Annotated in this window: 18 protein-coding genes; 10 read left to right on the top strand and 8 right to left on the bottom strand. The window is 74.2% G+C overall.

From position 1 onward, the window contains the following. Positions 1–202: 202 nt before the first annotated feature. Together ACI78Q_RS04990 and glgP are read right to left on the bottom strand one after the other, a co-directional pair. Positions 203–1,186, bottom strand: a complete 984-nt coding sequence (locus ACI78Q_RS04990) for an FHA domain-containing protein (protein ID WP_456922213.1) — start codon at positions 1,184–1,186, stop codon at positions 203–205. A 111-nt stretch (positions 1,187–1,297) separates the two neighbouring features. Continuing rightward, complete coding sequence (gene glgP / locus ACI78Q_RS04995; RefSeq protein ID WP_456922214.1) at positions 1,298–3,847, bottom strand: alpha-glucan family phosphorylase; 2,550 nt, start codon at positions 3,845–3,847, stop codon at positions 1,298–1,300. Positions 3,848–3,991: 144 nt separating this feature from the next. On the opposite strand from glgP, the gene ACI78Q_RS05000 reads away from it, so the two are divergent. From ACI78Q_RS05000 to ACI78Q_RS05020, 5 genes are all read left to right on the top strand, one after another. Then, positions 3,992–6,025, top strand: a complete 2,034-nt coding sequence (locus ACI78Q_RS05000) for an alpha-1,4-glucan--maltose-1-phosphate maltosyltransferase (protein WP_456922215.1) — start codon at positions 3,992–3,994, stop codon at positions 6,023–6,025. Positions 6,026–6,080: 55 nt separating this feature from the next. Beyond that, positions 6,081–7,949 (top strand): maltose alpha-D-glucosyltransferase, encoded by a 1,869-nt coding sequence (treS, locus tag ACI78Q_RS05005; protein ID WP_456922216.1) that lies wholly within the window; start codon positions 6,081–6,083, stop codon positions 7,947–7,949. Beyond that, positions 7,946–9,316 (top strand): maltokinase N-terminal cap-like domain-containing protein, encoded by a 1,371-nt coding sequence (locus ACI78Q_RS05010; protein ID WP_456922217.1) that lies wholly within the window; start codon positions 7,946–7,948, stop codon positions 9,314–9,316. The genes treS and ACI78Q_RS05010 overlap by 4 nt, the downstream gene beginning before the upstream one ends. A gap of 53 nt (positions 9,317–9,369) precedes the next feature. Then, positions 9,370–12,228, top strand: coding sequence for a 1,4-alpha-glucan branching protein GlgB (glgB, locus tag ACI78Q_RS05015; RefSeq protein ID WP_456922218.1), 2,859 nt, complete (start codon positions 9,370–9,372; stop codon positions 12,226–12,228). Between the two features lie 121 nt (positions 12,229–12,349). Next, the gene (locus tag ACI78Q_RS05020; RefSeq protein ID WP_456922219.1) at positions 12,350–13,762 is read left to right on the top strand and encodes a neutral zinc metallopeptidase; all 1,413 of its coding nucleotides are present in this window, start codon (positions 12,350–12,352) and stop codon (positions 13,760–13,762) included. 120 nt (positions 13,763–13,882) lie between these two features. Here ACI78Q_RS05020 and ACI78Q_RS05025 read toward each other — a convergent pair whose 3' ends face one another. The 5 genes from ACI78Q_RS05025 to ACI78Q_RS05045 are packed head-to-tail and all read right to left on the bottom strand — an operon-like array spanning position 13,883 to position 19,163. Beyond that, complete coding sequence (locus tag ACI78Q_RS05025; RefSeq protein ID WP_456922220.1) at positions 13,883–14,857, bottom strand: tetratricopeptide repeat protein; 975 nt, start codon at positions 14,855–14,857, stop codon at positions 13,883–13,885. A 43-nt stretch (positions 14,858–14,900) separates the two neighbouring features. Then, positions 14,901–15,425 (bottom strand): MarR family winged helix-turn-helix transcriptional regulator, encoded by a 525-nt coding sequence (locus ACI78Q_RS05030; protein WP_456922221.1) that lies wholly within the window; start codon positions 15,423–15,425, stop codon positions 14,901–14,903. Positions 15,426–15,463: 38 nt separating this feature from the next. Continuing rightward, the gene (locus tag ACI78Q_RS05035; protein ID WP_456922222.1) at positions 15,464–16,933 is read right to left on the bottom strand and encodes a phytoene desaturase family protein; all 1,470 of its coding nucleotides are present in this window, start codon (positions 16,931–16,933) and stop codon (positions 15,464–15,466) included. A 23-nt stretch (positions 16,934–16,956) separates the two neighbouring features. Further along, positions 16,957–17,976: a methylmalonyl Co-A mutase-associated GTPase MeaB gene (gene meaB, locus ACI78Q_RS05040; RefSeq protein WP_456922223.1), complete on the bottom strand. Its 1,020-nt coding sequence runs from the start codon at positions 17,974–17,976 to the stop codon at positions 16,957–16,959. Next, positions 17,973–19,163, bottom strand: coding sequence for an acetyl-CoA C-acetyltransferase (locus ACI78Q_RS05045; protein ID WP_456922224.1), 1,191 nt, complete (start codon positions 19,161–19,163; stop codon positions 17,973–17,975). Before ACI78Q_RS05045 ends, meaB begins: the two co-directional genes overlap by 4 nt. Positions 19,164–19,344: 181 nt before the next feature. Here ACI78Q_RS05045 and mce point away from each other — a divergent pair, with 181 nt between their 5' ends. The 5 genes from mce (at position 19,345) to ACI78Q_RS05070 (ending at position 24,198) form a co-directional block, all read left to right on the top strand. After that, positions 19,345–19,800, top strand: coding sequence for a methylmalonyl-CoA epimerase (mce, locus tag ACI78Q_RS05050; protein WP_456922225.1), 456 nt, complete (start codon positions 19,345–19,347; stop codon positions 19,798–19,800). A 96-nt stretch (positions 19,801–19,896) separates the two neighbouring features. Next, entirely contained in the window at positions 19,897–21,228 is a 1,332-nt protein-coding gene (gene ccrA / locus ACI78Q_RS05055; RefSeq protein ID WP_456922226.1) for a crotonyl-CoA carboxylase/reductase, read from the top strand. 146 nt (positions 21,229–21,374) lie between these two features. Continuing rightward, complete coding sequence (locus ACI78Q_RS05060; protein ID WP_456922227.1) at positions 21,375–22,748, top strand: hypothetical protein; 1,374 nt, start codon at positions 21,375–21,377, stop codon at positions 22,746–22,748. 101 nt (positions 22,749–22,849) lie between these two features. Next, on the top strand, positions 22,850–23,608 hold the full coding sequence (locus ACI78Q_RS05065) for a DUF4397 domain-containing protein (RefSeq protein WP_456922228.1): 759 nt from the start codon (positions 22,850–22,852) through the stop codon (positions 23,606–23,608). Next, on the top strand, positions 23,605–24,198 hold the full coding sequence (locus tag ACI78Q_RS05070) for a class F sortase (protein WP_456922229.1): 594 nt from the start codon (positions 23,605–23,607) through the stop codon (positions 24,196–24,198). The genes ACI78Q_RS05065 and ACI78Q_RS05070 overlap by 4 nt, the downstream gene beginning before the upstream one ends. Before the next feature lie 5 nt (positions 24,199–24,203). On the opposite strand, the gene ACI78Q_RS05075 is transcribed toward ACI78Q_RS05070, so the two are convergent. Next, on the bottom strand, positions 24,204–24,509 hold the full coding sequence (locus ACI78Q_RS05075; protein WP_456922230.1) for a hypothetical protein: 306 nt from the start codon (positions 24,507–24,509) through the stop codon (positions 24,204–24,206). Positions 24,510–24,513 lie beyond the last annotated feature (4 nt).

Below are 24,513 nucleotides of genomic sequence, written 5' to 3' on the forward strand. Positions count from 1 at the left end.
GTGGCCGAGAACGGCGAGAGCCCCGATCCACCGTGGGATCGGGGCTCTCGCAGCGGCTCCGCGGCGGCCGGGGACGCCCCTGGCCGCGGGTGGACCGGTCGCGGGGGCCCGGAGGGCCTCCCGACCGGGACACGGGCAGCGGCTCCGCGGCGGCCGGGGACGGCCCCTGGCCGCGGTGTCGGCCGGAGGCCGACGAGGTTGTTCAGTCCTGGACCTGCTCGAAGGTGATGACCGTCCAGCCCAGCAGCAGCCGGTCGCCGTCGGAGAGCGGGTGCGCGACGCCGGGCTCGAGCTGGGTCCACTCGGTGGCCTCCGGCCCGGCGACGTGGGTGCCGTTGAGCGAGCCGAGGTCGACCAGCGAGACCTCCCGGCCGTTGCGCTGGATCGCGGCGTGGGCCGAGGAGAGCACGTTCTGGGTGTCGGCGATCGGCACCGGCCGGGCCGAGCCCGCGGTGACCAGCTCGTGGTTGTCGGGCCGCCGGCCGAGGACGAGGTCCTCGTCGACGGTCACGACCAGGCCGTCGTCGAAGCGCAGGATGGGCGCCGCCGGCGGCTCGGGCTTCCAGAAGGCGGTCGCCTCCCCGCCGTCGGACTCCGGGGTCGCGGTGGCCGTGGCCCCGTAGCCCGAGGAGCCGGCGCTGCCGAAGCCGGCGTCGGAGCCGGCGGTGAACGACGACGGCGCCGGGGACGACGGCACCGCGGCGGACGAGGGGTGCGCGGCGGCGGCGAGCTGCAGCATCGCCCCGGACCCGGGGACGGTGCCCTCGACCAGGTCGTAGGCGACGCCCGGGGGCATCGACGGGACCGGCTGGCCGGGGCCCACGTAGAGGGTCTGCCCCAGCTGGAAGCCGGAGGCGAGGGTGCAGTTGTCCACCGACGTGCCGGACACCGGGACGCCGTCGACGGCGGGCTGGCCCTTGCCGCACCACAGCGCGACGCCGGTGCCCGTGCCGCCCGCGGCGGTGTCGACCAGGACCAGCGCGAAGGACACCGAGCTGCCGCCGAGCGCGGCGACCTGACCGGCGACCGCACCGAGCACCCGCTCGGCGCCGGGGCCGGAGACGCCCAGGCAGGCGTGCAGGGCGGCGACGAGGGCCGGCGAGCCCGGCGCGTCGACCCACAGCAGACCGCCTCCGCGTCGCGCGACGACGGAGTCTCCGGGCAGGACTTCACAGCGGTCGGGCATGGCGCAAGCCTAATGACCGCAGGCACCAGGAGGCGGACCGGCGACGCGCCACGCCGACACGCCGTGACGCTCCCGGGACGAGTGCGACCGCCGTGGCTGGTGTGCCACGCGTCAAGCGCTGGCGACCACGCCCAGCTCCGCCGGATCGGCCAGGTGCGGCGAGTCCGGCAGCACCCGGACCGTGTACCCGAAGGCCCCGGTGCGCTCCAGCGGCACGGTCGCGCTGAACCAGTGCCGGGACCCGTCGGTGTGCTCGTGCGTCATGGGCAGCGTCGTCACCTCGTGCAGCCCGTCGGCGTCGTCCACCCGGCCGTAGGCGGCCTGCACCTGCACGTCGGAGGGGGTCAGGCCGGGCAGCTCCACCTCCGCGCGCAGCGCCAGCGTCGACCCGATCTCGGGGGTGTCCCCGGCGCCGGTGGCCTCGACGTGGGCGACCCGCACGGAGTTCCAGTGGTCGAGCAGGTGTGCCCGCCAGCCGGCCTCGGTGCGGGCGGCCCCGTAGCCGGACTCGGCCATCGCCCGGGCCGACCCGGCCGCCGGCACGTACAGCTGCTGCACGTAGTCGCGGACCATGCGGGTGGCCTGCACCTTGGGGCCGGTCTCGCGCAGCGTGTGGCGCACCATCTCCACCCACCGGGTCGGGATGCCGTCGCGGTCGGTCTCGTAGAACCGCGGCAGCACCTGGGTGCCGAGCAGGTCGTAGATCGCCCGCGCCTCGATCTCGTCACGCCGGTCGGCGTCGCTGACGCCGTCGGCCGTGGGGATGGCCCAGCCGTTCTGGCCGTCGAACCACTCGTCCCACCACCCGTCGCGGATGGAGAGGTTCAGCCCGCCGTTGAGCGCGGCCTTCATGCCCGAGGTGCCGCAGGCCTCCAGCGGCCGCAGCGGGTTGTTCAGCCAGACGTCGCAGCCCCAGTAGAGGTAGCGGGCCATGCCGATGTCGTAGCCGGGCAGGAACGCGATGCGGTGCCGGATCTCGGGGTCGTCGGCGAACTTCACCATCTGCTGGATCAGCTGCTTGCCGCCGTCGTCCGCGGGGTGGCTCTTGCCCGCGATCACCAGCTGGACCGGCCGCTCCGGGTCCAGCAGGAGGGCCTTGAGCCGCTCCGGGTCGCGCAGCATGAGGGTCAGCCGCTTGTACGAGGGCACGCGGCGGGCGAAGCCGATCGTGAGGACGTCGGGGTCGAAGGCGGAGGCGGTCCAGCCGACCTCCGACTCCGCGGCCCCCCGCGACAGCGCGGTCTCGCGCAGCCGGCGGCGCACCTCCTCGACCAGCCGGCCGCGCAGCAGGCGGCGGGTGCTCCACAGGTCGCCGGCCGAGATGTGGTCGACGCCGTCGAAGTGGACCGTGCCCTCGACCTCGACCGGGTCGCCCTGGCTGCTGGCCTGGCTGCCCAGGTCGACCAGCTCGCGGGCGGTCCAGGTGGGCGCGTGCACGCCGTTGGTGATCGAGCTGATCGGCACGTCGCCCTCGTCGAAGCCGGGCCACAGGTTGCGGAACATCGACCGGCTGACGTGCCCGTGCAGCCGGCTGACGCCGTTGGCGCGCTGGCCCAGCCGCAGCCCCATGTGGGCCATGTTGAACTTGCTCGGGTCCTGCTCGGCCCCCAGCGGGATGAGCTGGTCCAGCGGGACGCCGAAGCCGGCGAAGTAGCGCTCGATGAGCGCCCGCGGGAAGCGGTCGATGCCGGCCGGCACGGGCGTGTGGGTGGTGAACACCGTGCCGGCGCGCACCGCCTGCAGGGCCTCGGCGAACGACAGCCCGTGGGACTCGGTGAGCTCGCGGATCCGCTCCACGCCCTGGAAGCCGGCGTGCCCCTCGTTGGCGTGGAAGACCTCCGGCTGCGGGGTGCCGGTGAGCGAGCAGTAGGCGCGCAGGGCGCGGACGCCGCCGATGCCCAGCAGCATCTCCTGGCGCAGCCGGTGGTCCTCGTCGCCGCCGTAGAGGCGGTCGGTGACGCCCCGCTCGGTGGGCGCGTTCTCCTCGATGTCGCTGTCGAGCAGCAGCAGCGAGACCCGGCCGACCTGGGCCCGCCAGACGTGGGCGTGCAGCGTGCGCCCCTCCGGCAGCGGGACGGTGATGACCACCGCCGAGCCGTCGGACCGGCGCAGCAGCTTGACCGGCAGCCCGTGCGGGTCCAGCGAGGGGTAGTGCTCGAGCTGCCAGCCGTCGGCGGACAGCCCCTGCTCGAAGTAGCCGGCGCGGTACAGCAGCCCCACCCCGATGAGCGGGACGCCGAGGTCGGAGGCGGCCTTGAGGTGGTCGCCGGCGAGGATGCCCAGGCCGCCGGAGTACTGCGGCAGCACCTCGGTGATGCCAAACTCGGCGGAGAAGTACGCGATGGACGCCGGCGCCTCCGGGCCCAGGGACTGGTACCAGTGCGGGCCCGACAGGTAGTCCTGCAGGTCGTCGACGACGTCCTGGAGGCGGCGGACGAAGCGGCGGTCCCGGGCCAGCGCCGCCAGCCGCTCCGCCGACACCTCGCCGAGCACCTTCACGGGGTCGCCGGTGCAGGTGCCCCACAGGTTCGGGTCGAGGGCCTCGAACAGGTCCCGGGTCTCGGGGTGCCACGACCAGCGGAGGTTCGTCACCAGCTGGGACAGCGGCATCAGCTCCTCGGGGAGCGATGCCCGGACGGTGAACCGGCGGAGAGCGCGCACCGGCCGAGACTAACCAGCACCCGGGCCACGCCACAGTGCGTCGCGGGCGGTTCACACGGCCGCAGCACGGTGCTCATCGAGCCTCTCCCCGGGGGTCCATCCGCCGACGTGCCCGCACGCCGGGACCTCGATAGCGTGGCCCGGATGACTCGCCGCGCTGACCTCCGCCTCGGCATCACCGATGTCGCCCCCGTCGTGTCCTGCGGGTCCTTCTCGGCCCGCGCCGTGGTCGGCGAGCACCTGCCGATCACCGCCACCGTCTTCCGCGAGGGCCACGACGCCGTCGCGGCGAACGTCGTCTGGACCCCGCCCGGAGAGGACGGCGCCGGTCAGCCGCTGCGCCGCATGGCCCGCTTCGGGTCCGAGCCGGACCGGTGGATCACCACGGTCGTCCCCGACCGGGAGGGCCGGTGGACCTTCCAGGTCGAGGCGTGGAGCGACCCGCTGGCCACCTGGCACCACGCCGTCGAGGTGAAGATCGGGGCCGGTCAGGGGCCCGAGGAGCTCGCCAACGACCTCGAGGAGGGTGCCCGGCTGCTCGACCGCGTCGCCGCCGAGGCCTCCGACGAGTGGCGCGGACGGGTCACCGACGCCGCCGCCGCGCTGCGCGACACCACGCGTGACCTCACCGCGCGCGTGGCCCCCGCCCTGGCCTCCGGGCTGCAGGAGTACCTGCACGAGCACCCCGTCCGCGAGCTGGTGACCGGCGGCCCGCGGTACGAGGTGTGGGTCGACCGGCCGCGGGCCCTCTACGGCTCCTGGTACGAGTTCTTCCCGCGCTCGACCGGACCGGTCGTCGGCGGGAAGCCCACCCACGGCACCTTCACCACCGCGGGTGACCGGCTGCCCGCGGTCGCCGAGATGGGCTTCGACGTCGTCTACCTGCCGCCGATCCACCCGATCGGCAAGGTCAACCGGAAGGGCCCGAACACCCCGCAGTTCCCGGGCGGCAACCCGCACGAGGTGGGGCCGGACGACGTCGGCTCACCCTGGGCCATCGGCAGCGACGAGGGCGGGCACGACGCCGTCCACCCGGAGCTGGGCACGATGGCGGACTTCGAGGAGTTCGTCCGGCGGGCCGGTGAGCTCGGCATGGAGGTGGCGCTGGACCTGGCGCTGCAGGCCGCGCCCGACCACCCCTGGGTGAAGAGCCACCCGGAGTGGTTCACCACCAAGCCCGACGGCACGATCGCCTACGCGGAGAACCCGCCGAAGAAGTACCAGGACATCTACCCGGTCAACTTCGACAACGACCCCGAGGGCATCTACGCCGAGGTGCTGCGGGTCGTGCGCGTCTGGATGGACGCCGGGGTGCGCATCTTCCGGGTCGACAACCCGCACACCAAGCCGCTGGACTTCTGGCACTGGCTGATCTGGGAGGTCAAGAAGACCGATCCCGACGTGCTGTTCCTCGCCGAGGCCTTCACCCGGCCGGCGATGATGCACCAGCTCGCCCGGATCGGGTTCACGCAGTCCTACACGTACTTCACGTGGCGCACCGAGCGCGGCGAGATCGAGGAGTACGGCCGCGAGCTGGCCAGCAACAGCCACTACATGCGGCCGAACTTCTTCGTGAACACCCCGGACATCCTCCACGAGTCCCTGCAGTACGGCGGGCCGGCGATGTTCAAGATCCGCGCCGTCCTCGCCGCGATGATGAGCCCCACCTGGGGCGTCTACTCCGGCTTCGAGCTGTTCGAGCACGTCGCCGTCCGGCCGGGCAGCGAGGAGTACCACGACAGCGAGAAGTACCGCCTGCGTCCCCGCGACTTCGCCGGGGCCGAGGCGTCCGGGCGCAGCCTCGCGCCCTACCTGCGCCGGCTCAACGAGATCCGCCGCGCCCACCCGGCGCTGCAGCAGCTGCGCACGCTGCGGTTCCACTCCGTGGACAACCCGAACCTGATCTGCTTCTCCAAGACCGACCCCGGCTCGCAGGACGCCGTCATCACGGTGGTGAACCTGGCCAGCCACCACACCCAGATCGGGACGACGGCCCTGGACCTGCCGTCGCTCGGGCTCGACTGGTACGAGCGGTTCACCGTGACCGACGAGCTCACCGGCGCCAGCTACGACTGGGGCCAGTTCAACTACCTCGAGCTCGACCCCTTCCGGGAGCCGGCGCACGTCTTCTCCGTCACCTACCCGCGGACGGTCCAGGTGCCGCCGCCGGTGGCGTGACGGCCACGAACTCCCCCACCCGCCTCCCCTGCAGAACCGAGGGCGACTTCCTGCGATGACCGTTCCCGTCCCTGGCCTCCCCGACGACCGGCCCGACTCCCCGCGGTCGGCGCTGCCGGCCCCCGGCGCCGACCCCGAGTGGTACAAGCGCGCCGTCTTCTACGAGGTGCTGGTTCGTGGCTTCGCCGACAGCAACGCCGACGGTGTCGGCGACCTGCGCGGCATGCTCGACAAGCTCGACTACCTGCAGTGGCTGGGCGTCGACTGCCTCTGGCTCCCGCCGTTCTTCGCCTCGCCGCTGCGCGACGGCGGCTACGACGTCAGCGACTACACCGCTGTGCTGCCCGAGTTCGGCGACATCGAGGACTTCAAGGTGTTCCTCGACGCCGCCCACGCCCGCGGCATGCGCGTGATCATCGACTTCGTCATGAACCACACCTCGGACCAGCACCCCTGGTTCCAGGCCAGCCGCAGCGATCCCGAGGGGCCCTACGGCGACTTCTACGTGTGGTCCGACGACGACACCCGTTACGCCGACGCACGGATCATCTTCGTCGACACCGAGAGCTCGAACTGGACCTTCGACCCGGTGCGCAAGCAGTACTTCTGGCACCGGTTCTTCTCCCACCAGCCCGACCTCAACTTCGAGAACCCGCGGGTGCAGGAGGCGATCCTCGACGCCCTGCGCTTCTGGCTGGACCTGGGCATCGACGGGTTCCGGCTCGACGCCGTCCCCTACCTGTTCGAGGAGGAGGGCACCAACGGCGAGAACCTGCCGAAGACCCACGAGTTCCTCAAGCACGTCCGCAAGGTCGTCGACGCCGACTACCCCGACCGGGTGCTGCTGTGCGAGGCCAACCAGTGGCCGGCCGACGTCGTCGAGTACTTCGGCGAGGACGGCGACGAGTGCCAGATGGCCTTCCACTTCCCCGTGATGCCGCGTCTGTTCATGGCCGTGCGGCGGGAGCAGCGCTTCCCGATCTCGGAGATCATGGCGCAGACGCCGGACATCCCCGACAACTGCCAGTGGGGCATCTTCCTGCGCAACCACGACGAGCTGACCCTGGAGATGGTCACCGACGAGGAGCGCGACTACATGTGGGCGGAGTACGCCAAGGACCCCCGCATGAAGGCCAACATCGGCATCCGCCGCCGGCTGGCGCCGCTGCTGGACAACGACATGGACACCCTCGAGCTGTTCAACGCGCTGCTGCTGTCGCTGCCGGGCTCGCCGGTCCTGTACTACGGCGACGAGATCGCGATGGGCGACAACATCTGGCTCGGTGACCGCGACGGCGTGCGCACGCCGATGCAGTGGACGCCGGACCGCAACGGCGGCTTCTCCACCGCCGACCCCCAGCGGATGTACCTGCCCCTGAACCAGGACCCGGTCTACGGCTACCAGGTCACCAACGTCGAGTCGCAGCTGCGCAACACCAACTCGATGCTGCACTGGATCCGGCAGATGATCCGGGTCCGCAAGGAGCACCCGACCTTCGGGCTGGGCAGCTACGAGGAGGTCGGGTCGCGCAACCCGACGGTGCTCTCGTTCGTCCGCCGGTTCGGCGACGACGTCGTGCTGTGCGTGAACAACCTGTCCCGCTTCCCGCAGCCGGTGGAGCTCGACCTCCGCCAGTTCGAGGGCTACACCCCGATCGAGCTCACCGGCCGGGTGGAGTTCCCGCAGATCGGCGTCCTGCCCTACATGCTCACCCTGGCCGGCCACGGCTTCTACTGGTTCGAGCTCAGCAAGCCGGCGGAGCCCGCGCCCGAGGAGACCGAGGACTGGGAGAGCACCGCCTCCAGCGCGGTCGCGGAGTCCCTGCTGGCCGCCGGCGTGGTCTCCGCCGCGACGGAGATCCCCGGCGACAGCGACACCCGGTCCGGAGACGACGTCCCGCCCAGCCCCGGAGGCGACCGATGAGCGCACTGACCGACCTGCTCCGCGAGTGGATGCCCCACCAGCGCTGGTTCGGGAGCAAGGGCCGGGAGTGGGCGGACATCACCGAGGAGGGGTTCCTGCTCGACCAGGCCGACCCGGTGCTCTCGGTGCACCGGGTCCGGGTCTCCTACACCGACGGCGCGACCGAGACCTACCTCGTGCCGCTGTCCTGGCGGGACCACCCGGCCGAGGACCTCAGCGCCGCGTTCATCGGCGCGGTGCCCTCCGGTGACCGGGAGAGCTACGCCTACGACGCCATGCGCGACCGGGACGCCACCACCCCGTGGCTGAGCCACCTGGTCAACGCCTCGACGATCGGGCCGATGCACTTCCACCCCGCCGGGGTGGCCTACATCCCCGAGGGCGTGCCCGGCGACATCCTCTCCACCGAGCAGAGCAACACCTCGCTGGTCTACGGCCAGGAGGCGATCTTCAAGCTGTTCCGGAGGCTCGAGCCCGGGCTCAACCCGGACGTCGAGGTGCACGACGCGCTGCGCAAGACGCAGAACCCGCACATCGCGCCGCTGCTCGGGCACATCGAGATCGACTCCTCCGACGCGTCGGCGGAGCCGGCGACGGTGGCGATGCTGCAGACGTTCGTGCCCAACGCCAGCGACGGGTGGCGGCTGGCCACCGCCAGCGTCCGCGACCTGTACGCCGAGGGTGACCTGCACGCCGACGAGGTGGGCGGGGACTTCGCCGCCGACAGCGAGCGGCTCGGTGCGGCGACCGCGTCGGTGCACGCCGACATGGCCAAGGTGCTGCCCACCGAGTCCGCCGACCAGGAGTGGTTCGCGACGCTGGCCGAGCAGATGACCTCCCGTCTGGAGTCGGCGATCGCCGTCGTCCCGCAGCTGGCCGAGCACGCCGACGGCCTGCGCGCGGTGTACGCCGCCGTGGCCGACACCCAGGAGACCGTCGTCCGCCAGCGGGTGCACGGCGACCTGCACCTCGGGCAGGTGCTGCGCACCGCCACCGGGTGGATCGTGCTCGACTTCGAGGGGGAGCCGGCCCGCCCGCTGGCCGCCCGCCGCGAGCTCGACAGCCCCATGCGCGACGTCGCCGGCATGCTGCGCAGCTTCGACTACGCCGCACGTCACATGCTCGTCGAGCAGCCAGAGGACCCGCAGCGGGCATACCGGGCGCAGGAGTGGGCAGAGCGCAACCGCAGCGCCTTCTGCGCGGGCTACTCGGCCGCCAGCGGCCTGGACCCGTGCGGCGACTCACCGCTGCTGCGGGCCTTCGAGGCGGACAAGGCCGTCTACGAGTGCGTCTACGAGGCGCGCAACCGCCCGCACTGGCTGATGATCCCGCTGCAGTCGCTGTCCCGGCTCACCGCCGCGGACTGACGCGCGGGCAGCTCCGACCACCGACCACCCGCACCGAAGAGGACGGCGACGCGATGACGACCCCCGAGGGGACGACCGACGGCACCACCGGTGCTCCCGAGCCCACCATCGACTCCGGCAGCCGCCCACCGGCCACCAAGGAGGAGTTGCAGGCCGCCGTCGAGGAGAAGGCGGCCCGGGCCGAGGCCGCCGAGAGCGAGCCGGTGGTGAACCCGACCGCGCCGCGCAAGCGCGCCGCGGCGAAGAAGGCACCAGCGGCGAAGAAGGCCCCCGCCGCCAAGAAGGCCCCCGCGGCGAGGAAGACCGCCGCCGCCGTGGCGGGCGGCGAGGGCGACGCGGCACCGGTCGAGAAGGCGGCCAAGCGGGCCGCGGCCAAGAAGACCACCCCCCGCACGGCCGCGGCGAAGAAGGCCGCGGCCGCGCGGGCCGCCGGCGACACCGACGTCCCGCAGGAGGACGTCGTCCTCGCGCAGGGCGGCACCGCCACACCCGTGGTCGCCCCCGCGCCGATCGCCGAGCCGGGCAGCCCGAGCGGGGCGCCGGCTCCCCAGCCGGAGCCGCCGAGCCCCGAGCCGGCCGAGCCGAGCACCCCGCAGGCGCCGGAGGACACCGCCCCGGCCGGCACCGCCTCGGCGGACACGGTCGTCGCCGGCACGGTCCCCGACGGGCGGCCGGCCGCCGAGGAGGTCACCGGGGAGCAGCTGCGCGCGATCGTCGAGGGCTGGTCCTACGCGCCGCACAGCGTCCTCGGCCCGCACCCGGCCGCGCAGGGCTGGGTGGTCCGCACGCTGCGGCCCGACGCGGTCTCGGTCACCGTCGTCGACCAGGACGGCTCCCGGTACGACGCCCGCCAGCTGCACGGCGGCGGCATCTACGAGGCGCGGCTCCCCCAGCAGCCCGGCGACTACCGGATCGACGTGAGCTACGGCGACGGTCAGGGCGGGACCAGCACCTACACCGTCGACGACCCCTACCGCTGGCTGCCGACCGTCGGCGAGCTCGACCAGCACCTCATCCGCGAGGGCCGGCACGAGCGGCTGTGGGACGTGCTCGGCGCCCACGTCCGGCGCTACGACACCCCGGGCGGCCCGGTCGAGGGCGTGTCCTTCGCCGTCTGGGCGCCCAACGCGCAGGGCGTGAAGGTGACCGGCGACTTCGACTACTGGCAGGCCCGCGCCTACCCGATGCGGTCGCTGGGCTCCTCCGGCGTCTGGGAGATCTTCGTCCCCGGCGTCCAGGTGGGCACGCGGTACCGCTACCACGTGCTGGGCCGCGACGGCGTGTGGCGGGAGAAGTCCGACCCGCTCGCCTTCGCCACCGAGGTGCCGCCGCTGAACGCCTCGGTCGTCACCGAGTCCACCCACGAGTGGGCCGACGACGAGTGGCTGGCCGACCGGGCCCAGGCCGGCTGGCACCAGCGGCCGATGAGCGTCTACGAGGTGCACGTCGGCTCGTGGCGGCAGGGGCTGTCCTACCGCCAGCTCGCCGACGAGCTGGTCGACTACGTCGTGGCGGCCGGCTTCACCCACATCGAGTTCATGCCGGTCGCCGAGCACCCGTTCGGCGGCTCGTGGGGCTACCAGGTCACCTCCTACTACGCCCCCACCGCCCGCTACGGCACCCCCGACGACTTCCGCTACCTGGTGGACAAGGCGCACCAGGCCGGCATCGGCGTGATCGTCGACTGGGTCCCCGCGCACTTCCCCAAGGACGACTGGGCGCTGGCCCGCTTCGACGGCACCCCGCTGTACGAGCACGGCGACCCCCGCCGCGGCGAGCAGCTGGACTGGGGCACCTACGTCTTCGACTTCGGCCGCTCCGAGGTGCGCAACTTCCTCGTCGCCAACGCCCTCTACTGGTGCAAGGAGTTCCACGTCGACGGCGTCCGCGTCGACGCGGTGGCCTCGATGCTGTACCTGGACTACTCCCGCGACGAGTGGGTGCCCAACAAGTACGGCGGGCGGGAGAACCTCGAGGCGGTGGCGTTCCTGCAGGAGATGAACGCGACCGTCTACCGTGAGGTACCCGGGGTGGTCACCATCGCCGAGGAGTCGACGGCCTGGCCGGGGGTCACCCGGCCCACCCACCTCGGCGGCCTGGGCTTCGGCTTCAAGTGGAACATGGGCTGGATGCACGACTCGCTGGCCTACGTGCAGCGTGAGCCGGTGTACCGCAGCTACCACCACGGGCAGCTGACGTTCTCGATGATGTACGCCTACTCCGAGAACTACGTGCTGCCGATCAGCCACGACGAGGTCGTCTACGGCAAGGGCTCCCTGCTGCGGAAGATGCCCGGCGACCGGTGGCAGCAGCTGGCCAACCTGCGCGCCTACCTGGCCTACATGTGGGCGCACCCCGGCAAGCAGTTGCTGTTCATGGGCTCGGAGTTCGCCCAGGACGCCGAGTGGGCCGAGAGCCGCTCGCTGGACTGGTGGCACCTCGACGACCCCGCCCACCGCGGCGTGCTGTCGCTGGTCACCGACCTCAACGCCCGCTACAAGGAGCTGCCGGCGCTGTGGTCGCAGGACGTCGACCCGGCCGGGTTCCAGTGGATCGACGCCAACGACGCGTCGGGCAACGTGCTGTCGTTCCTCCGCTTCGGGCTGCCGGGCGCGGGCGGCGGGACGGCCGGGGACGGGACGGCCGACGAGGGTGGGGCGACCGGCGCCGGCCAGACGCTGGCGTGCGTCGTCAACTTCGCCGGCACCCCGCACCACGGGTACCGGATCGGGCTGCCCCGCCCCGGGTTCTGGCGCGAGGTGGTCAACACCGACGCCGAGGGCTACGGCGGCTCCGGCGTCGGCAACCTGGGCGGCATCGAGGCCGTCGAGGAGCCGTGGCACGGCCAGCCCTACTCGGCCACGCTGTCGGCCCCGCCACTGGGCACCGTCTGGTTCCTGCACGAGGGCTGAGCAGCACCCCTGCGCGGCCGGGCCGACCGGTCCGGCCGCGCGGGGCACCGGCCGTCCGCCGCGAGACGGCGCGGCCGCTCCCCCAGCGGGGCCGGCTCCGCGATGAGACGATGCCGGGGACATGCCTGCTGCTCTGCTGCGCCGGGTCGTCCCGGCCCTCCTGGCCGTGACCGCGCTGCTCGCGGTGTCCGGCTGCATGGTCGTCGTCCCCGGCCGGCCGAGGGCCGCCGACCCACCGCCGGACGACGCCCAACCGGGCCGGGTGGACGTCGTGGGTGCGGTCGACGGGCCGATCGACGTGCTCGCCCGCAACGCCCTCGCCGACCTCGAGGACTACTGGGCCGAGCAGTTCCCCGACGTGTTCGGCGCCCGCTTCAGCCCGCTGGCCGGGGGCTACTTCAGCGTCGACCCCGGGGACGTCGACCCCGCGGTCTACCCGCAGGGCGTCGGGTGCGGTGCCGACCCGCGCGAGGTCGAGGGCAACGCCTTCTACTGCCAGGCGCCGCAGGCGCCGAACTCCGACTCGATCAGCTACGACCGGGCCTTCCTCGCCGAGCTCGCCGACGGCTACGGGCGGTTCATCCCCGCGCTGGTGATGGCGCACGAGTTCGGTCACGCCGTCCAGGGCCGGGTCGGCTCGCCACCGACGTCGATCGCCACCGAGACGCAGGCCGACTGCTTCGGCGGCGCCTGGACGGCGTGGGTCGCCGACGGCGAGGCCTCGCACTCGCAGATCCGCGAGCCCGAGCTCGACGAGCTGCTGCGCGGCTACCTGCTGCTGCGCGACCCCGTCGGGACCGGCACCGACGAGGAGCAGGCGCACGGCTCCTACTTCGACCGGGTCGCGGCGTTCCAGGAGGGCTTCGACGACGGCCCGGTGGCCTGCCGCGACCGCTTCGGCTCCGACCGCGTGTTCACCCAGGGCGAGTTCACCACCGACCGCGACTTCGAGAGCGGCGGCAACTCCCCCTACTCGACGATCCAGCAGATCGTCGAGACCTCCCTGCCGGAGTTCTGGGACCGCGCCTTCACCGAGGTGCTCGACGGCACCTTCACCGCGCCGGAGCTCGCACCCTTCAGCGGCCAGGCACCGGAGTGCGCGGCCGGCGACGTCGACCTCGTGTACTGCCCACCCGGGGACGGCACGGGCGACGGCGGGCTGGTCGGCTACGACGAGCAGGACCTCACCGGCCCTGCGTACGAGTCACTGGGCGACTACGCCGTCCCCACCGCCGTCGCCATCCCGTACGCCCTGGCCGCGCGCGACCAGCTGGGGCTGTCCGCCGAGGGGGACGAGGCGCTGCGCTCGGCGGTCTGCCTGGCCGGCTGGTACAGCGCGCAGGTCTACAACGGCGAGCTCACCAACGTCCTGATCTCGCCGGGCGACCTGGACGAGAGCGTCCAGTTCCTGCTCGAGTACGGCAACGACCCGCAGGTGCTCGGCGACACGAACGCCACGGGCTTCCAGCTGGTCGACCTCTTCCGCAGCGGGTTCCTCGAGGGCGCCCGCGCGTGCGACGTCGGCGTCGGCTGACAGCACTGGGAGCATCGCAGCGAGCGCCGGCGAGCGAGGAGCGGACCAGGGCGCGGAAGCCGACCAGCAGACATCGTCGGCTGAGCCGGCCCGCCGTGGGGGTCGGCCCAGCCGACCGGCTCAGTACAGGGCGATGGTGAGCTCGCGGCGGGCGGCGCCCACCCGCGGGTCCTGGTCGCCGACGACCCCGAAGAGCTCCACCAGGTGCTTGCGGGCCTGGTCGCGCTCCTCACCCGCGGTCCGGCGGACGACGTCGAGCAGGCGGGCGAACGCACCCTCGACGTCCCCCGTGCCGAGCAGGAAGTCGGCGGCGCGGGTCTGCGCGGTCACGTCGTCCGGGGCGGCGTCGGCCCGGGCCAGGGCGTCGGGGCCGGCCTCGTCGGCGCGCCGGAACAACTGCACCTGGCGCAGCGCGAGGCCGGCGACCGGGTGGTCGGGCTCGGCGTCGACGATCGCCTGGTAGGCGGCCTCCGCGGCGGCGAGGTCGCCGCGCTCGAGGGCGGCCTCGGCGGCGTCCAGGCGCGGGTCGTCGTCCTCCGGCTCCCCCTGCTCGGCACCCGGGACGGCGCCGCCGGTGGTGGCGCGGACCAGCTCGGTGACGAACTCGCGGGCCTGCTCCTCGGGGATGGCGCCGGTGAACTCGGCGACCAGCTGCCCCTGCCAGACGGCCTTGACCGCCGGGATGCCCTGCACCCGCAGGCCCTGGGCCAGCGCCGGGTTGGCGTCGACGTCGACCTTCGCCAGCACCCAGGACCCGCCGCCCTCCGCGGCCAGCCGCTCCAGCACCGGGGACAGCTGCTTGCACGGCCCGCACCACTCGGCCCACAGGTCGAGCACGACCGGCACCTGGAACGACCGGTCGAGCACCTCGGTCTGGAAGGTGGCCTCGGTGACGTCGACGACCGCGCCGCCGGGGGCGCCGACCGGGGCGCCGGGGGCGGCGGGCGCGGGCGGGGGTGCGGCCTGTGCCCGTGCCGCGGCCTCGGAGCGGGCCTTGACGGCGGCGAGGTCGACCGCGCCGGCGAGTGAGGCGGCCAGCTGCGCCTGCTGGGCCTGTGCGCGCGGGTCTGGGCGTCCGGGGCGGGAGGGCTGCATGACCTCGATCATCCCACCGCCGGCGCGGCGACGCCGGGGGTGTTCAGCCGACCGCGGCCTCGGCGTCGGCCACGTCCCCGGCGCCGAGCCGGACCCGCTTGAGGATGTCGAACAGGGTCCGGAGCTCGTCCTCGGGCACGTCGCCCAGGCCGAAGTCGAGCGCGGTCAGCGCGGCGGTGGCCGTCTCGACCACGGACCGGCCGCGCTCGGTGATGCCGGCGAGCACGCCGCGGCCGTCGGCCGGGTTGGGCCGGCGGTCGACGTAGCCGGCCGCGACCAGCCGGTCGATCGCGTTGGTGACGCTCGTGGGGTGGACCATCAGCCGGCTGCCGATCACCTTCAGCGGCAGCTCGCCGGTGCGGCTGAAGGTCAGCAGGACGAGCACCTCGTAGCGCGCGAACGTCAGCGCGTGCGGCCGCAGCGCCTCGTCGAAGCGGGCGAGCAGGATCTGCTGGACGCGGAAGACCGACGTCGCGGCGCGCATCGTCGCGGCCGGACCGAAGTGCTGCTCCCACGAGTCCCCGGCGCGTTCGATGGGATCGAAGGGCAACCCCAGCGGTCGGACCATGGCCCCGAGGCTACGGGCTGGCCTCCGGGCCGGCCGGACTACCGCGGGGCGGGGCGCAGCGGGGGCACGTGCCGCACGCCGAAGACCTCGCGGAGCGCCACCCGCGCCGCGTTGTCGCCGCAGGCGCCGTGCACCGCCGGCCCCGGTGGTGTGGCCGACGAGGCGAGGTACACGCCCGGCACCGGCGTCTTGTAGGTGTTCCAGCGCGGCACCGGCCGGGCCAGCATCTGCCGCAGCGTCGCCTGGCCGTTGGAGATGTCGCCGCCGATGTAGGCCGGGTTCCACTTCTCCATGGCGACGGCGTCCTTGGTGACCCGCTCGACCACGGTGTCCTTGAACCCGGGCGCGAAGCGCTCCACCTGGTTCTCGATGGCCTCGGTCATGTCGACGTCGGCGCCGTGCGGCACGTGCACGTAGGCCCAGAAGACGTGCCCGCCCTCCGGCGCCCGCGTGGGGTCGTGGACGGTCGGCTGCACGGCGAGGACGTACGGGCGGTCGGTGAGCTGCCCCTGGTTGGGCGCCCGCTCGCCCGCGATCGTCTCCTCCAGCGTGCCGGCGATGTGGATCGTCCCGGCCCGGCGGACGTCGGGGTTGGTCCACGGCACCGGCTCGGACAGGATCCAGTCGACCTTGAACACGCCGGCCCCGTGCTTGTAGCGCCGCACCCACCGGCGGTAGCCCTCGTGCACCCGGTCGCCGGCCATCGCCACGAACGCCTCGGGCGTGGTGTCCAGCAGCACGGCCGGCACGCCGTCGAACTCGCGCAGGTCGGTGACCAGGTGCCCGGTGACCACCTCGCCGCCCTGCTGCTCGAGCGCGGTCACCATGGCGTCGGCCAGGTTCTGCGAGCCGCCCTCGACCAGCGGCCAGCCGACGTGGTGGCCCAGCATCGTGAGCAGCATCCCCAGCGCGGAGGTCAGCGGCTGGGTCAGGTCGAGCATGCCGTGCGCGGCCGCCCCGCCGAGCAGGGCGCGGGCCTCCTCGGTCTCGAAGTACCGGTGGGCCAGCCAGCGCACGTTGGGCAGCCCGTTGAGCCCGAACTTCGTGATCGCCCCGACGCTGCGCGTGGGCAGCCGGCGCAGCTGGCTGGTCAGGAAGAAGTCGACGACGTCGGTGCCGTGCTCGACGAGCGGCTCGAACAGGCGGCGGTAGGCCGGCCCGTCCACACCGAGGCCCGCGGCGGTCTCCTCGATCGAGCGGTACGCGACCGAGGCGCGGCCGCCGTCCAGGGGGTGCGCGTAGTTGACCTCGGGCTGGACCAGCCGGACGCCGCGACCGGCGAGGTCGAACTCGCGGAAGAACGGCGCCGCGGCGGCCATCGGCTGCACGATCGAGCAGACGTCGTGCCGGTAGCCCGGCCGCATGAGCTCCTCGGTGCGCATGCCGCCACCGGGCCGCTCGGCCGCCTCGACGACCTGCACCCGCAGGCCGGCGGCGGCCAGCCGCAGGGCCGCGGCCAGCCCGTTCGGCCCGGCTCCGACGACGACGGCGTCCGGCTTCCCGTTCACCCCGCCATCCTGCCCTCAGCGGGTCACAACTGCGCGAGGAGCGCGTCGGCGGCGGTGAAGGGGTCGGTCTCCCCCGCGACCACGGCGCCGGCGAGCGCTCCGAGCGCCGTCGAGCCCCCCACCTCGCCGATCCGCCCCCGCAGGTCCGCCAGGGCGATCGCCTCGATCTCCCGGGCCGCCCGCGCCGTCCGCCGGCGGGCGCCCTCCCCCGACGTCCCCAGCCAGCGGCGGTGCTCGTCGACGGCCGCGAGGAGGGTGCCGATGCCCTCGTCGTCCGCGCGGGTGGCGACGGTCCGGCAGACCGGGGGCCGCCAGGCGCCGTCCGGACGCTCGACCAGCGCCAGCACCGCGCGCAGGTCGCGCACGGTGCGGTCGGCGCCGTCCCGGTCGGCCTTGTTGACCACGAGGACGTCGGCGACCTCGAGGATCCCGGCCTTGGCCGCCTGGATGCCGTCGCCCGCCCCCGGCGCCACCAGCACCAGCGTGGTGTCGGCGAGCGCGGCGACCTCCACCTCGGACTGCCCGACGCCGACGGTCTCGACCAGCACGACGTCGCACCCGGCGGCGTCGAGCACGCGCAGGGCCTGCGGCGTGGCCCAGGCCAGCCCGCCGAGGTGCCCGCGGGAGGCCATGGAGCGGATGTAGACGCCGGCGTCCCCGGCGGAGTCCTGCATGCGGATCCGGTCGCCGAGCAGCGCCCCACCGGAGAAGGGGGACGACGGGTCGACGGCGAGCACACCCACCCGCTGCCCGGCCCGCCGGAGGGCGCGCACGAGCGCGGCGGTCGTCGTCGACTTGCCGACACCGGGAGCGCCGGTCAGGCCGATGACCCGGGCGTGCCCGGTGTGTGGAGCCAGCGCCGCCGCGACCTCGCGGACGGCCGGGCCGGCGTCCTCGACCAGCGAGACCAGCCGCGCCACCGCGCGGGCCTCGCCGTCACGGGCACGGGCGACGAGGTCGGCGACGTCGACGGCGCGACGGCCCCGCCGCCCACGGGGGGCGGCGGGGCCGGTCGGTGGGACGGCGGCGCCGTCCGGGGTCACGCGCGGGCGGGCACGTGCAGGACGAGCGCGTCGCCCTGCCCACCGCCGCCGCACAGCGCCGCGGCACCGACCCCGCCGCCGCGGCGACCGAGCTCGAGCGCCAGGTGCAGCACGATGCGGGCGCCGCTCATCCCGATCGGGTGCCCCAGCGCGATCGCGCCGCCGTTGACGTTCACCTTCTCCGGGTCGATGCCGAGCTCGCGGGTGGAGACGATGCCGACGGCGGCGAAGGCCTCGTTGAGCTCGACCAGGTCGAGGCCGGCCGGGTCGATGCCCTCACGGGCGCAGGCCTTCTGGATGGCCCGGGACGGCTGGCTCTGCAGCGAGGCGTCCGGACCGGCGACGACGCCGTGCGCACCGATCTCGGCCAGCGGGGTCAGCCCCAGCTCGGCGGCCTTCTCCGCGGACATCACCACGACCGCGCAGGCGCCGTCGGAGATCTGCGAGGCCGAGCCGGCGGTGATCGTGCCGTCCTTCGCGAAGGCGGGCTTGAGCTTGGACAGGCTGTCGGCCGTCGTGTCGGCCCGGATGCCCTCGTCCTCGCGGAACTCGATCGGGTCGCCCTTGCGCTGCGGGATCAGCACCGGGGTGATCTCGTCGTCGAACAGGCCGTTCTTCTGGGCCGCGGCGGCCTTCTGGTGGCTGCCGGCGGCGAAGGCGTCCTGCTCCTCGCGGGTCAGGCCGTAGCGGTCGTTGGCCTTCTCGGTCAGGGCGCCCATGGCGATCTGGTCGAAGGTGTCGGACAGCCCGTCGTGGGCCATCGAGTCGACGAGCTTCGTGTCGCCGTACTTGGTGCCGGTGCGCGAGTCGGCCAGCAGGTGCGGGGCCTGCGTCATCGACTCCATGCCGCCGGCGACGACGACGTCGAACTCGCCGGCCCGGATCAGCTGGTCGGCCAGGGCGATCGCGTCGATGCCCGACAGGCACACCTTGTTGATGGTCAGCGACGGCACCGACATCGGGATGCCGGCGGCCACGGCCGCGGGCCGCGCCGGGTTCTGCCCGGCGCCGGCCTGCAGCACCTGACCCATGATCACGTAGTCGACCTGGTCGCCGGAGAGGCCGGCCCGCTCCAGGGCCGCCTTGATGGCGACCGCACCGAGGTCGGCCGCGGAGAAGTCCTTGAGCGAGCCGAGCAGGCGGCCCATCGGGGTGCGGGCGCCGCTGACGATGACCGAACGGGGCATGGGGGCCTCCAGTGCCGCGCCGCCGTCGGTGGCGGTGCGGCTGTTCTCAGAGCTGACCGCGCGGAGCGCGCGGCCTTCGGGCTTCCAGCCAGGATAGGTCGGGAAGGGGCTCCGACGGCCGTCTGTGACCGCCCTCACAGGCGACTGTCGTCTGAGACGTCTCGTCGGGGAGGATGCCGCCGTGACCACTGACGCACCCTCCGGCCTGCCCGCCGGGCTGTTCACCACCATCGACCACGTCGGCATCGCCGTGCCCGACCTGCGCGAGGCGATCGCCTTCTACGACCTCGCCTTCGGCATCCGGTCGGTGCACGAGGAGATCAACGAGGAGCAGGGCGTCCACGAGGCGATGCTCGCCGTCGGCGACGGCGGGACGCGGATCCAGCTGCTGGCGCCGCTCACCCCCGACTCGACGATCGCGAAGTTCATCGGCCGCTCGGGGCCGGGCCTGCAGCAGCTGGCCTTCCGGGTGGAGGACGTCGAGGCCGCCGCCGCCACCCTGCGCGAGCGCGGGATGCGGCTGCTCTACGACAGCCCCAAGCGCGGCACGGCCGGCAGCCGGGTCAACTTCGTCCACCCCAAGGACGCCGGCGGGGTGCTCGTGGAGCTCGTCGAGCCGGCGGCCGACGGTCACTGACCCACCTCGGGACGGCGACCTGCCGCCGCGGCTACTCGCCGGTAACGTCTCGCGCCACGGCACCGTTCTTCGTCGACGAAGCCCCGGGAGACGCACGTGTTCGAGATCAGGGACGCCATCCTCGCCGAGCACACCGACGCCCTGGCCGGGCTGCCGGTGCCGGAGTCCTACCGGGCCGTGCTGGTCCGCAAGGACGAGCAGGACATGTTCGAGGGCCTGCCCACCAAGGACAAGGACCCCCGCAAGTCGCTGCACGTCGAGGAGGTGCCGACCCCGGAGCTCGGCCCGGGCGAGGCGATCGTGGCGGTGATGGCCTCGTCGGTGAACTACAACACCGTCTGGACGTCGATCTTCGAGCCGGTCTCCACCTTCGGCTTCCTGGAGCGCTACGGCCGGCTGCACGACCTGGCCAAGCGGCACGACCTGCCCTACCACGTGGTCGGGTCCGACCTGGCCGGCGTCGTCCTGCGGGTGGGCCCGGGGGTGCACAAGTGGCAGCCCGGCGACGAGGTGGTCGCCCACTGCCTGTCGGTGGAGCTGGAGGACCCGGCCGGCCACGACGACACCATGCTCGACCCGCAGCAGCGGATCTGGGGCTTCGAGACCAACTTCGGCGGCCTGGCCGAGCTGGCCCTGGTCAAGAGCAACCAGCTCATGCCCAAGCCGGCCCACCTCACCTGGGAGGAGGCCGCCGGCCCCGGGCTGGTCAACTCCACCGCCTACCGGCAGCTGGTCAGCCACAACGGGGCGGCCATGAAGCAGGGGGACGTCGTCCTCATCTGGGGTGCCTCCGGTGGCCTGGGTTCCTACGCCACCCAGATGGCCCTCAACGGCGGCGCCATCCCGGTCTGCGTCGTCTCCAGCCCGGAGAAGGCCGCCATCGTGCACTCGATGGGCGCCGGGCTGGTCATCGACCGCTCCGCGGAGGGCTACACGTTCTGGAAGGACGAGGACACCCAGGACCCGCGGGAGTGGCAGCGGTTCGGCAAGCGGATCCGCGAGCTGACCGGTGGTGACGACCCCGACATCGTCTTCGAGCACCCGGGCCGGGAGACCTTCGGCGCGTCGGTCTACGTCGCGAAGAAGGGCGGCACGATCGTCACCTGCGCATCCACCAGCGGTTTCCTGCACCAGTACGACAACCGCTACCTCTGGATGAACCTCAAGCGGGTCATCGGGTCGCACTTCGCCAACTACAAGGAGGCGTGGGAGGCCAACCGGCTCATCGACCGCGGACTGGTCCACCCGACCCTGTCGAAGGTCTACCCGATGGAGCAGGTCGGCCAGGCCGCCTGCGACGTCAAGAACAACGCCCACCAGGGCAAGGTCGGCGTCCTGACCCTCGCCCCGCGGGAGGGCCTCGGGGTCACCGACCACGAGAAGCGGGCGAAGCACCTCTCCGCGATCAACCGCTTCCGGGGCGTGTGACCACGCCGCCCTCCGCCGCGCTCTCCCGGCCCCGCCCGCACCCCGGTCGGGGCCGGGGTAGCTCCGGGGCAGGGTGGCCCTGGCAGTCTGCTGGGAGACTCGGCGACACGCCGGACCCCGTACCCCGACTCTGCGAGGATGGACGTATGAGCGACCCCCGCCGCGACATGCTGCCCATGCGTGAGGCCCAGCACTCGTTCGACGTCGTGCTGCGGGGTTTCGACCGGCACCAGGTCGCCGAGACGATCGAGCGCCTCGAGGCCGACATCCGGGTGGCCTACGCCGACCGGGACGCCGCGATGGCCCGCTCCACCGACCTCGCCGGCCAGCTCCAGGCCATGCACGGGGAGATCGAGGCGCTGCGCCGCAAGGCCGCCTCCGCGGGCCCGGCCACCTTCGAGAACATGAGCGAGCGCATCTCGCACATGCTGCGGCTCGCCGAGGAGGAGGCCGCCGACATCCGGCGGGCCGCCCAGGAGGAGGCGCAGGCGCTGCGCGAGCAGACCGCCGCCGAGGAGCGGGCGATGCACGAGCGGCACGCCGCCGGCCGCGCCGAGGTCGAGCGGATGATCGCCGAGGCCCGTCAGAACGCCGAGCAGATCGCCACCAAGGCGCAGATCCGCGCCGACGAGCTGGTCGCCAAGGCCCAGGAGAAGGTGGCCCGGCTCGACGCCGAGTCCCAGGCCCGGCGGACGAAGGTCGAGGAGGACTTCGAGATCGCCCAGCGGGCCCGCCGGCAGGAGGCCGCCCAGCGTGACCAGGAGCGCGACCACGCCTCCGCCGAGGCCGCCCGGCAGCGGGTCGCGGCGGCCGAGCAGCACGCCGCCCGGCTGGTCGGCGAGGCCGAGGCCGCCGCGGCGGCGGTCCGCTCCGTGCGCGACGAGCTGGTCGGCCGGCTGACCGAGGCCCGGCGGGTGCTGGACACGCTCCCCGACCTCGGCGACCGGCGTCCCGAGCCCACGACCGGCCCGCGGCCGCCCGTCCCCGGGCAGGACCGGCCATCGCCGACGCCCCGCCAGCCGCAGCAGGGCGCTGCACCCCAGACGTCGCCTGCGCCGCAGCCGTCGCCGGCGCCGCAGCCCGGGCCGCGCCCGGCGGCGCAGGAGCCCGTCGGGCCGGTGACCGCCCAGCAGCCTGCCGTCCGCCCCACCACGGCCCCGCAGCCGGCGGCCACCCGCCCGGCCGAGCCGCCGCGCACGGGCACCGGGGAGGCGGCCGCGGCCCGTCAGCCCACCCGGCCGCCGGCGCAGCCGGCCGCGCCGGACTCCCCTGGGGCACGGCAGCAGGGGCCCGCGCACGAGACACCGTCGCAGCAGGCCCCGGCCTCGGCGCCGTCGGACGAGGACGACCGGAATGACGCTCCGGACCCGTCGGCCCAGACCACCCAGCAGCTGCGACCCGTCGGGGCCGGCAGCACGGCCACCGGGGCCCGGGTTGACCCGCCGACCCTGGTCCAGCCGGCGGTCAAGCCCGACCAGCCCGACACCGGCAGCCGCCCGGTGACCCCCGGCCGCCGCTGAGCGGCTCCCTGCTCCCCCGCCCGGCGCGCGCCGCCCGCCCGGCCGGGGGCGTCCCTCGCGCGCTGCGGGCCCTCGTCGTCGTCCTGCTCGCCGCGGGCGCCGTGCTCCCCGGCCTGCCCGCGGCGGCAGCGGAGACGGCCCTGCTGCGGGTCGCGCACCTCTCTCCCGACACCCCGGCCGTCACCCTCTCGGTGACCGCCCGCGGCACGGATGGGGTCGTCCCGCCCCAGGAGCTGGGCTACGGCGACGCCTCGACGCACCAGGAGGTGCCTCCTGGCACCTACGCGGTCAGCGTCCGCGCCGTCGGTGCCGCGCCCGGCAGCCCGCCGGTGCTGTCGTCGACCGTCGAGCTGCCCGCCGGCGCCGCCCGCACGGTGGCCGCGGTGGGCTCCTTCGCCGACCTGCGGCTCGTGGTCCTGGACGACGACCGCACGCCTCCCCCGGCCGGGGCGGCGCGCGTCCGCGTGGTTGCCGCCGCCGCGGGGACGCCGTCCCTCGACGTCACCGCCGACGGCGTCGTGGTCGCCGGCGGGCTGCGTCCTCCCGAGGCCGGGTCGTACGTCGCGGTGCCGGCGGGCGCGACCGCGCTGCAGCTGCGGTCCGGCGGTGCGCCGGCCGACGTCCCGGTCGAGCTGGCCGCCGGCAGCCTCTACAGCCTGCTCGTCCTCGACCGGCCGGACGGCGGGCTGACCGTCCGCGTCCTGCTCGACGCCGCCGGCGCGGCCGTCGTCCCCACCGGCGGGATCGAGACCGGTGCCGGGGGGACGGCGGGCCGCTCCCCCCTGCCCGCCGTCGTGGCCGGTGCGGCGCTGGCCGCCGCCGTCCTCACCGTGCTGCGGCTGCGGGCACGGATCCGGTGAGCGCGGCCCGGCGTCCGGTGCTGCCGGTGGTGCGCCGGTTGCTGGCCGCCACCGCGCTGGTGGGCGGCGCCGTGGCGCTGCTGTCCCCCGCGCCGGCGGCGCCCGCGGGAACGCCGGTCGCCGTCGAGGACGCCGCCGCCCCGTCGGCCGCGCCGCTGCGGGTCCGCGTGCCGGCCATCGGCGTCGACAGCCCCCTGGTCCGGCTCGGGGTGGACGCGGCCGGCGCGCTGGTGCCGCCCGCCGCGTACGACCGGGCCGGGTGGTTCCCCGGCGCCGCGGCGCCCGGCGACGTGGGGCCGGCGGTCGTCGCCGGCCACGTCGACTCGCGGGAGGGCCCGGCCGTCTTCTGGCGGCTGCGCGACCTCGCGGCCGGCGACGAGGTGCTCGTGGACCGCGGCGACGGGACGACCGCCCGCTTCGTGGTCACCGGGGTCGGCCGGTACGCGAAGGACGAGTTCCCGACCGCGGCGGTCTACGGCCCGACGCCCCGCGCGGAGCTGCGGCTGGTCACCTGTGGCGGGGAGTTCGACCGGGGCCGGCGCAGCTACACCGACAACGTGGTCGTGACGGCGGTCCTCGCCCAGCTGTAGGACGCCTAGCGCCGCCGGGACCGCGCGCGCCAGCAGGCGGTGTGCCAGTGCCGGCGCGAGTCGGCCGCCGAGCCGGTGTCCCAGGGGTCGAGGTCGGAGTCGCGGGCGTAGGCCGGCCAGGTGACGACGTGCGGCACCCCGGGCCGGATCTCCTGGTCGCACCCCGGGCAGCGGTAGGTCTTGCCGGTCGCCGCCCCGGTCACCGCCCGCACCACCCAGTCCCCGTCGGCGGCCTCCTCGACGGGGTCGGGACGGCGGAACGGATCGCGGGCGGCCGGGCGCGGCCCGTTGCGGCCGTTCCGGCGGGGCACCTGG

It is taken from the genome of Geodermatophilus sp. SYSU D00705 (assembly GCF_054050135.1).

Coding starts and splice junctions, on each gene's coding strand:
- ACI78Q_RS05030 (WP_456922221.1), bottom strand. CDS start 15,425: ATGGTCCGACCGCTGGGGTTGCCCTTCGATCCCATCGAACGCGCCGGG.
- ACI78Q_RS05020 (WP_456922219.1), top strand. CDS start 12,350: ATGCCTGCTGCTCTGCTGCGCCGGGTCGTCCCGGCCCTCCTGGCCGTG.
- ACI78Q_RS05060 (WP_456922227.1), top strand. CDS start 21,375: ATGAGCGACCCCCGCCGCGACATGCTGCCCATGCGTGAGGCCCAGCAC.
- ACI78Q_RS05010 (WP_456922217.1), top strand. CDS start 7,946: ATGAGCGCACTGACCGACCTGCTCCGCGAGTGGATGCCCCACCAGCGC.
- ACI78Q_RS05045 (WP_456922224.1), bottom strand. CDS start 19,163: ATGCCCCGTTCGGTCATCGTCAGCGGCGCCCGCACCCCGATGGGCCGC.
- ACI78Q_RS04990 (WP_456922213.1), bottom strand. CDS start 1,186: ATGCCCGACCGCTGTGAAGTCCTGCCCGGAGACTCCGTCGTCGCGCGA.
- glgB (WP_456922218.1), top strand. CDS start 9,370: ATGACGACCCCCGAGGGGACGACCGACGGCACCACCGGTGCTCCCGAG.
- treS (WP_456922216.1), top strand. CDS start 6,081: ATGACCGTTCCCGTCCCTGGCCTCCCCGACGACCGGCCCGACTCCCCG.
- ACI78Q_RS05000 (WP_456922215.1), top strand. CDS start 3,992: ATGACTCGCCGCGCTGACCTCCGCCTCGGCATCACCGATGTCGCCCCC.
- ACI78Q_RS05025 (WP_456922220.1), bottom strand. CDS start 14,857: ATGCAGCCCTCCCGCCCCGGACGCCCAGACCCGCGCGCACAGGCCCAG.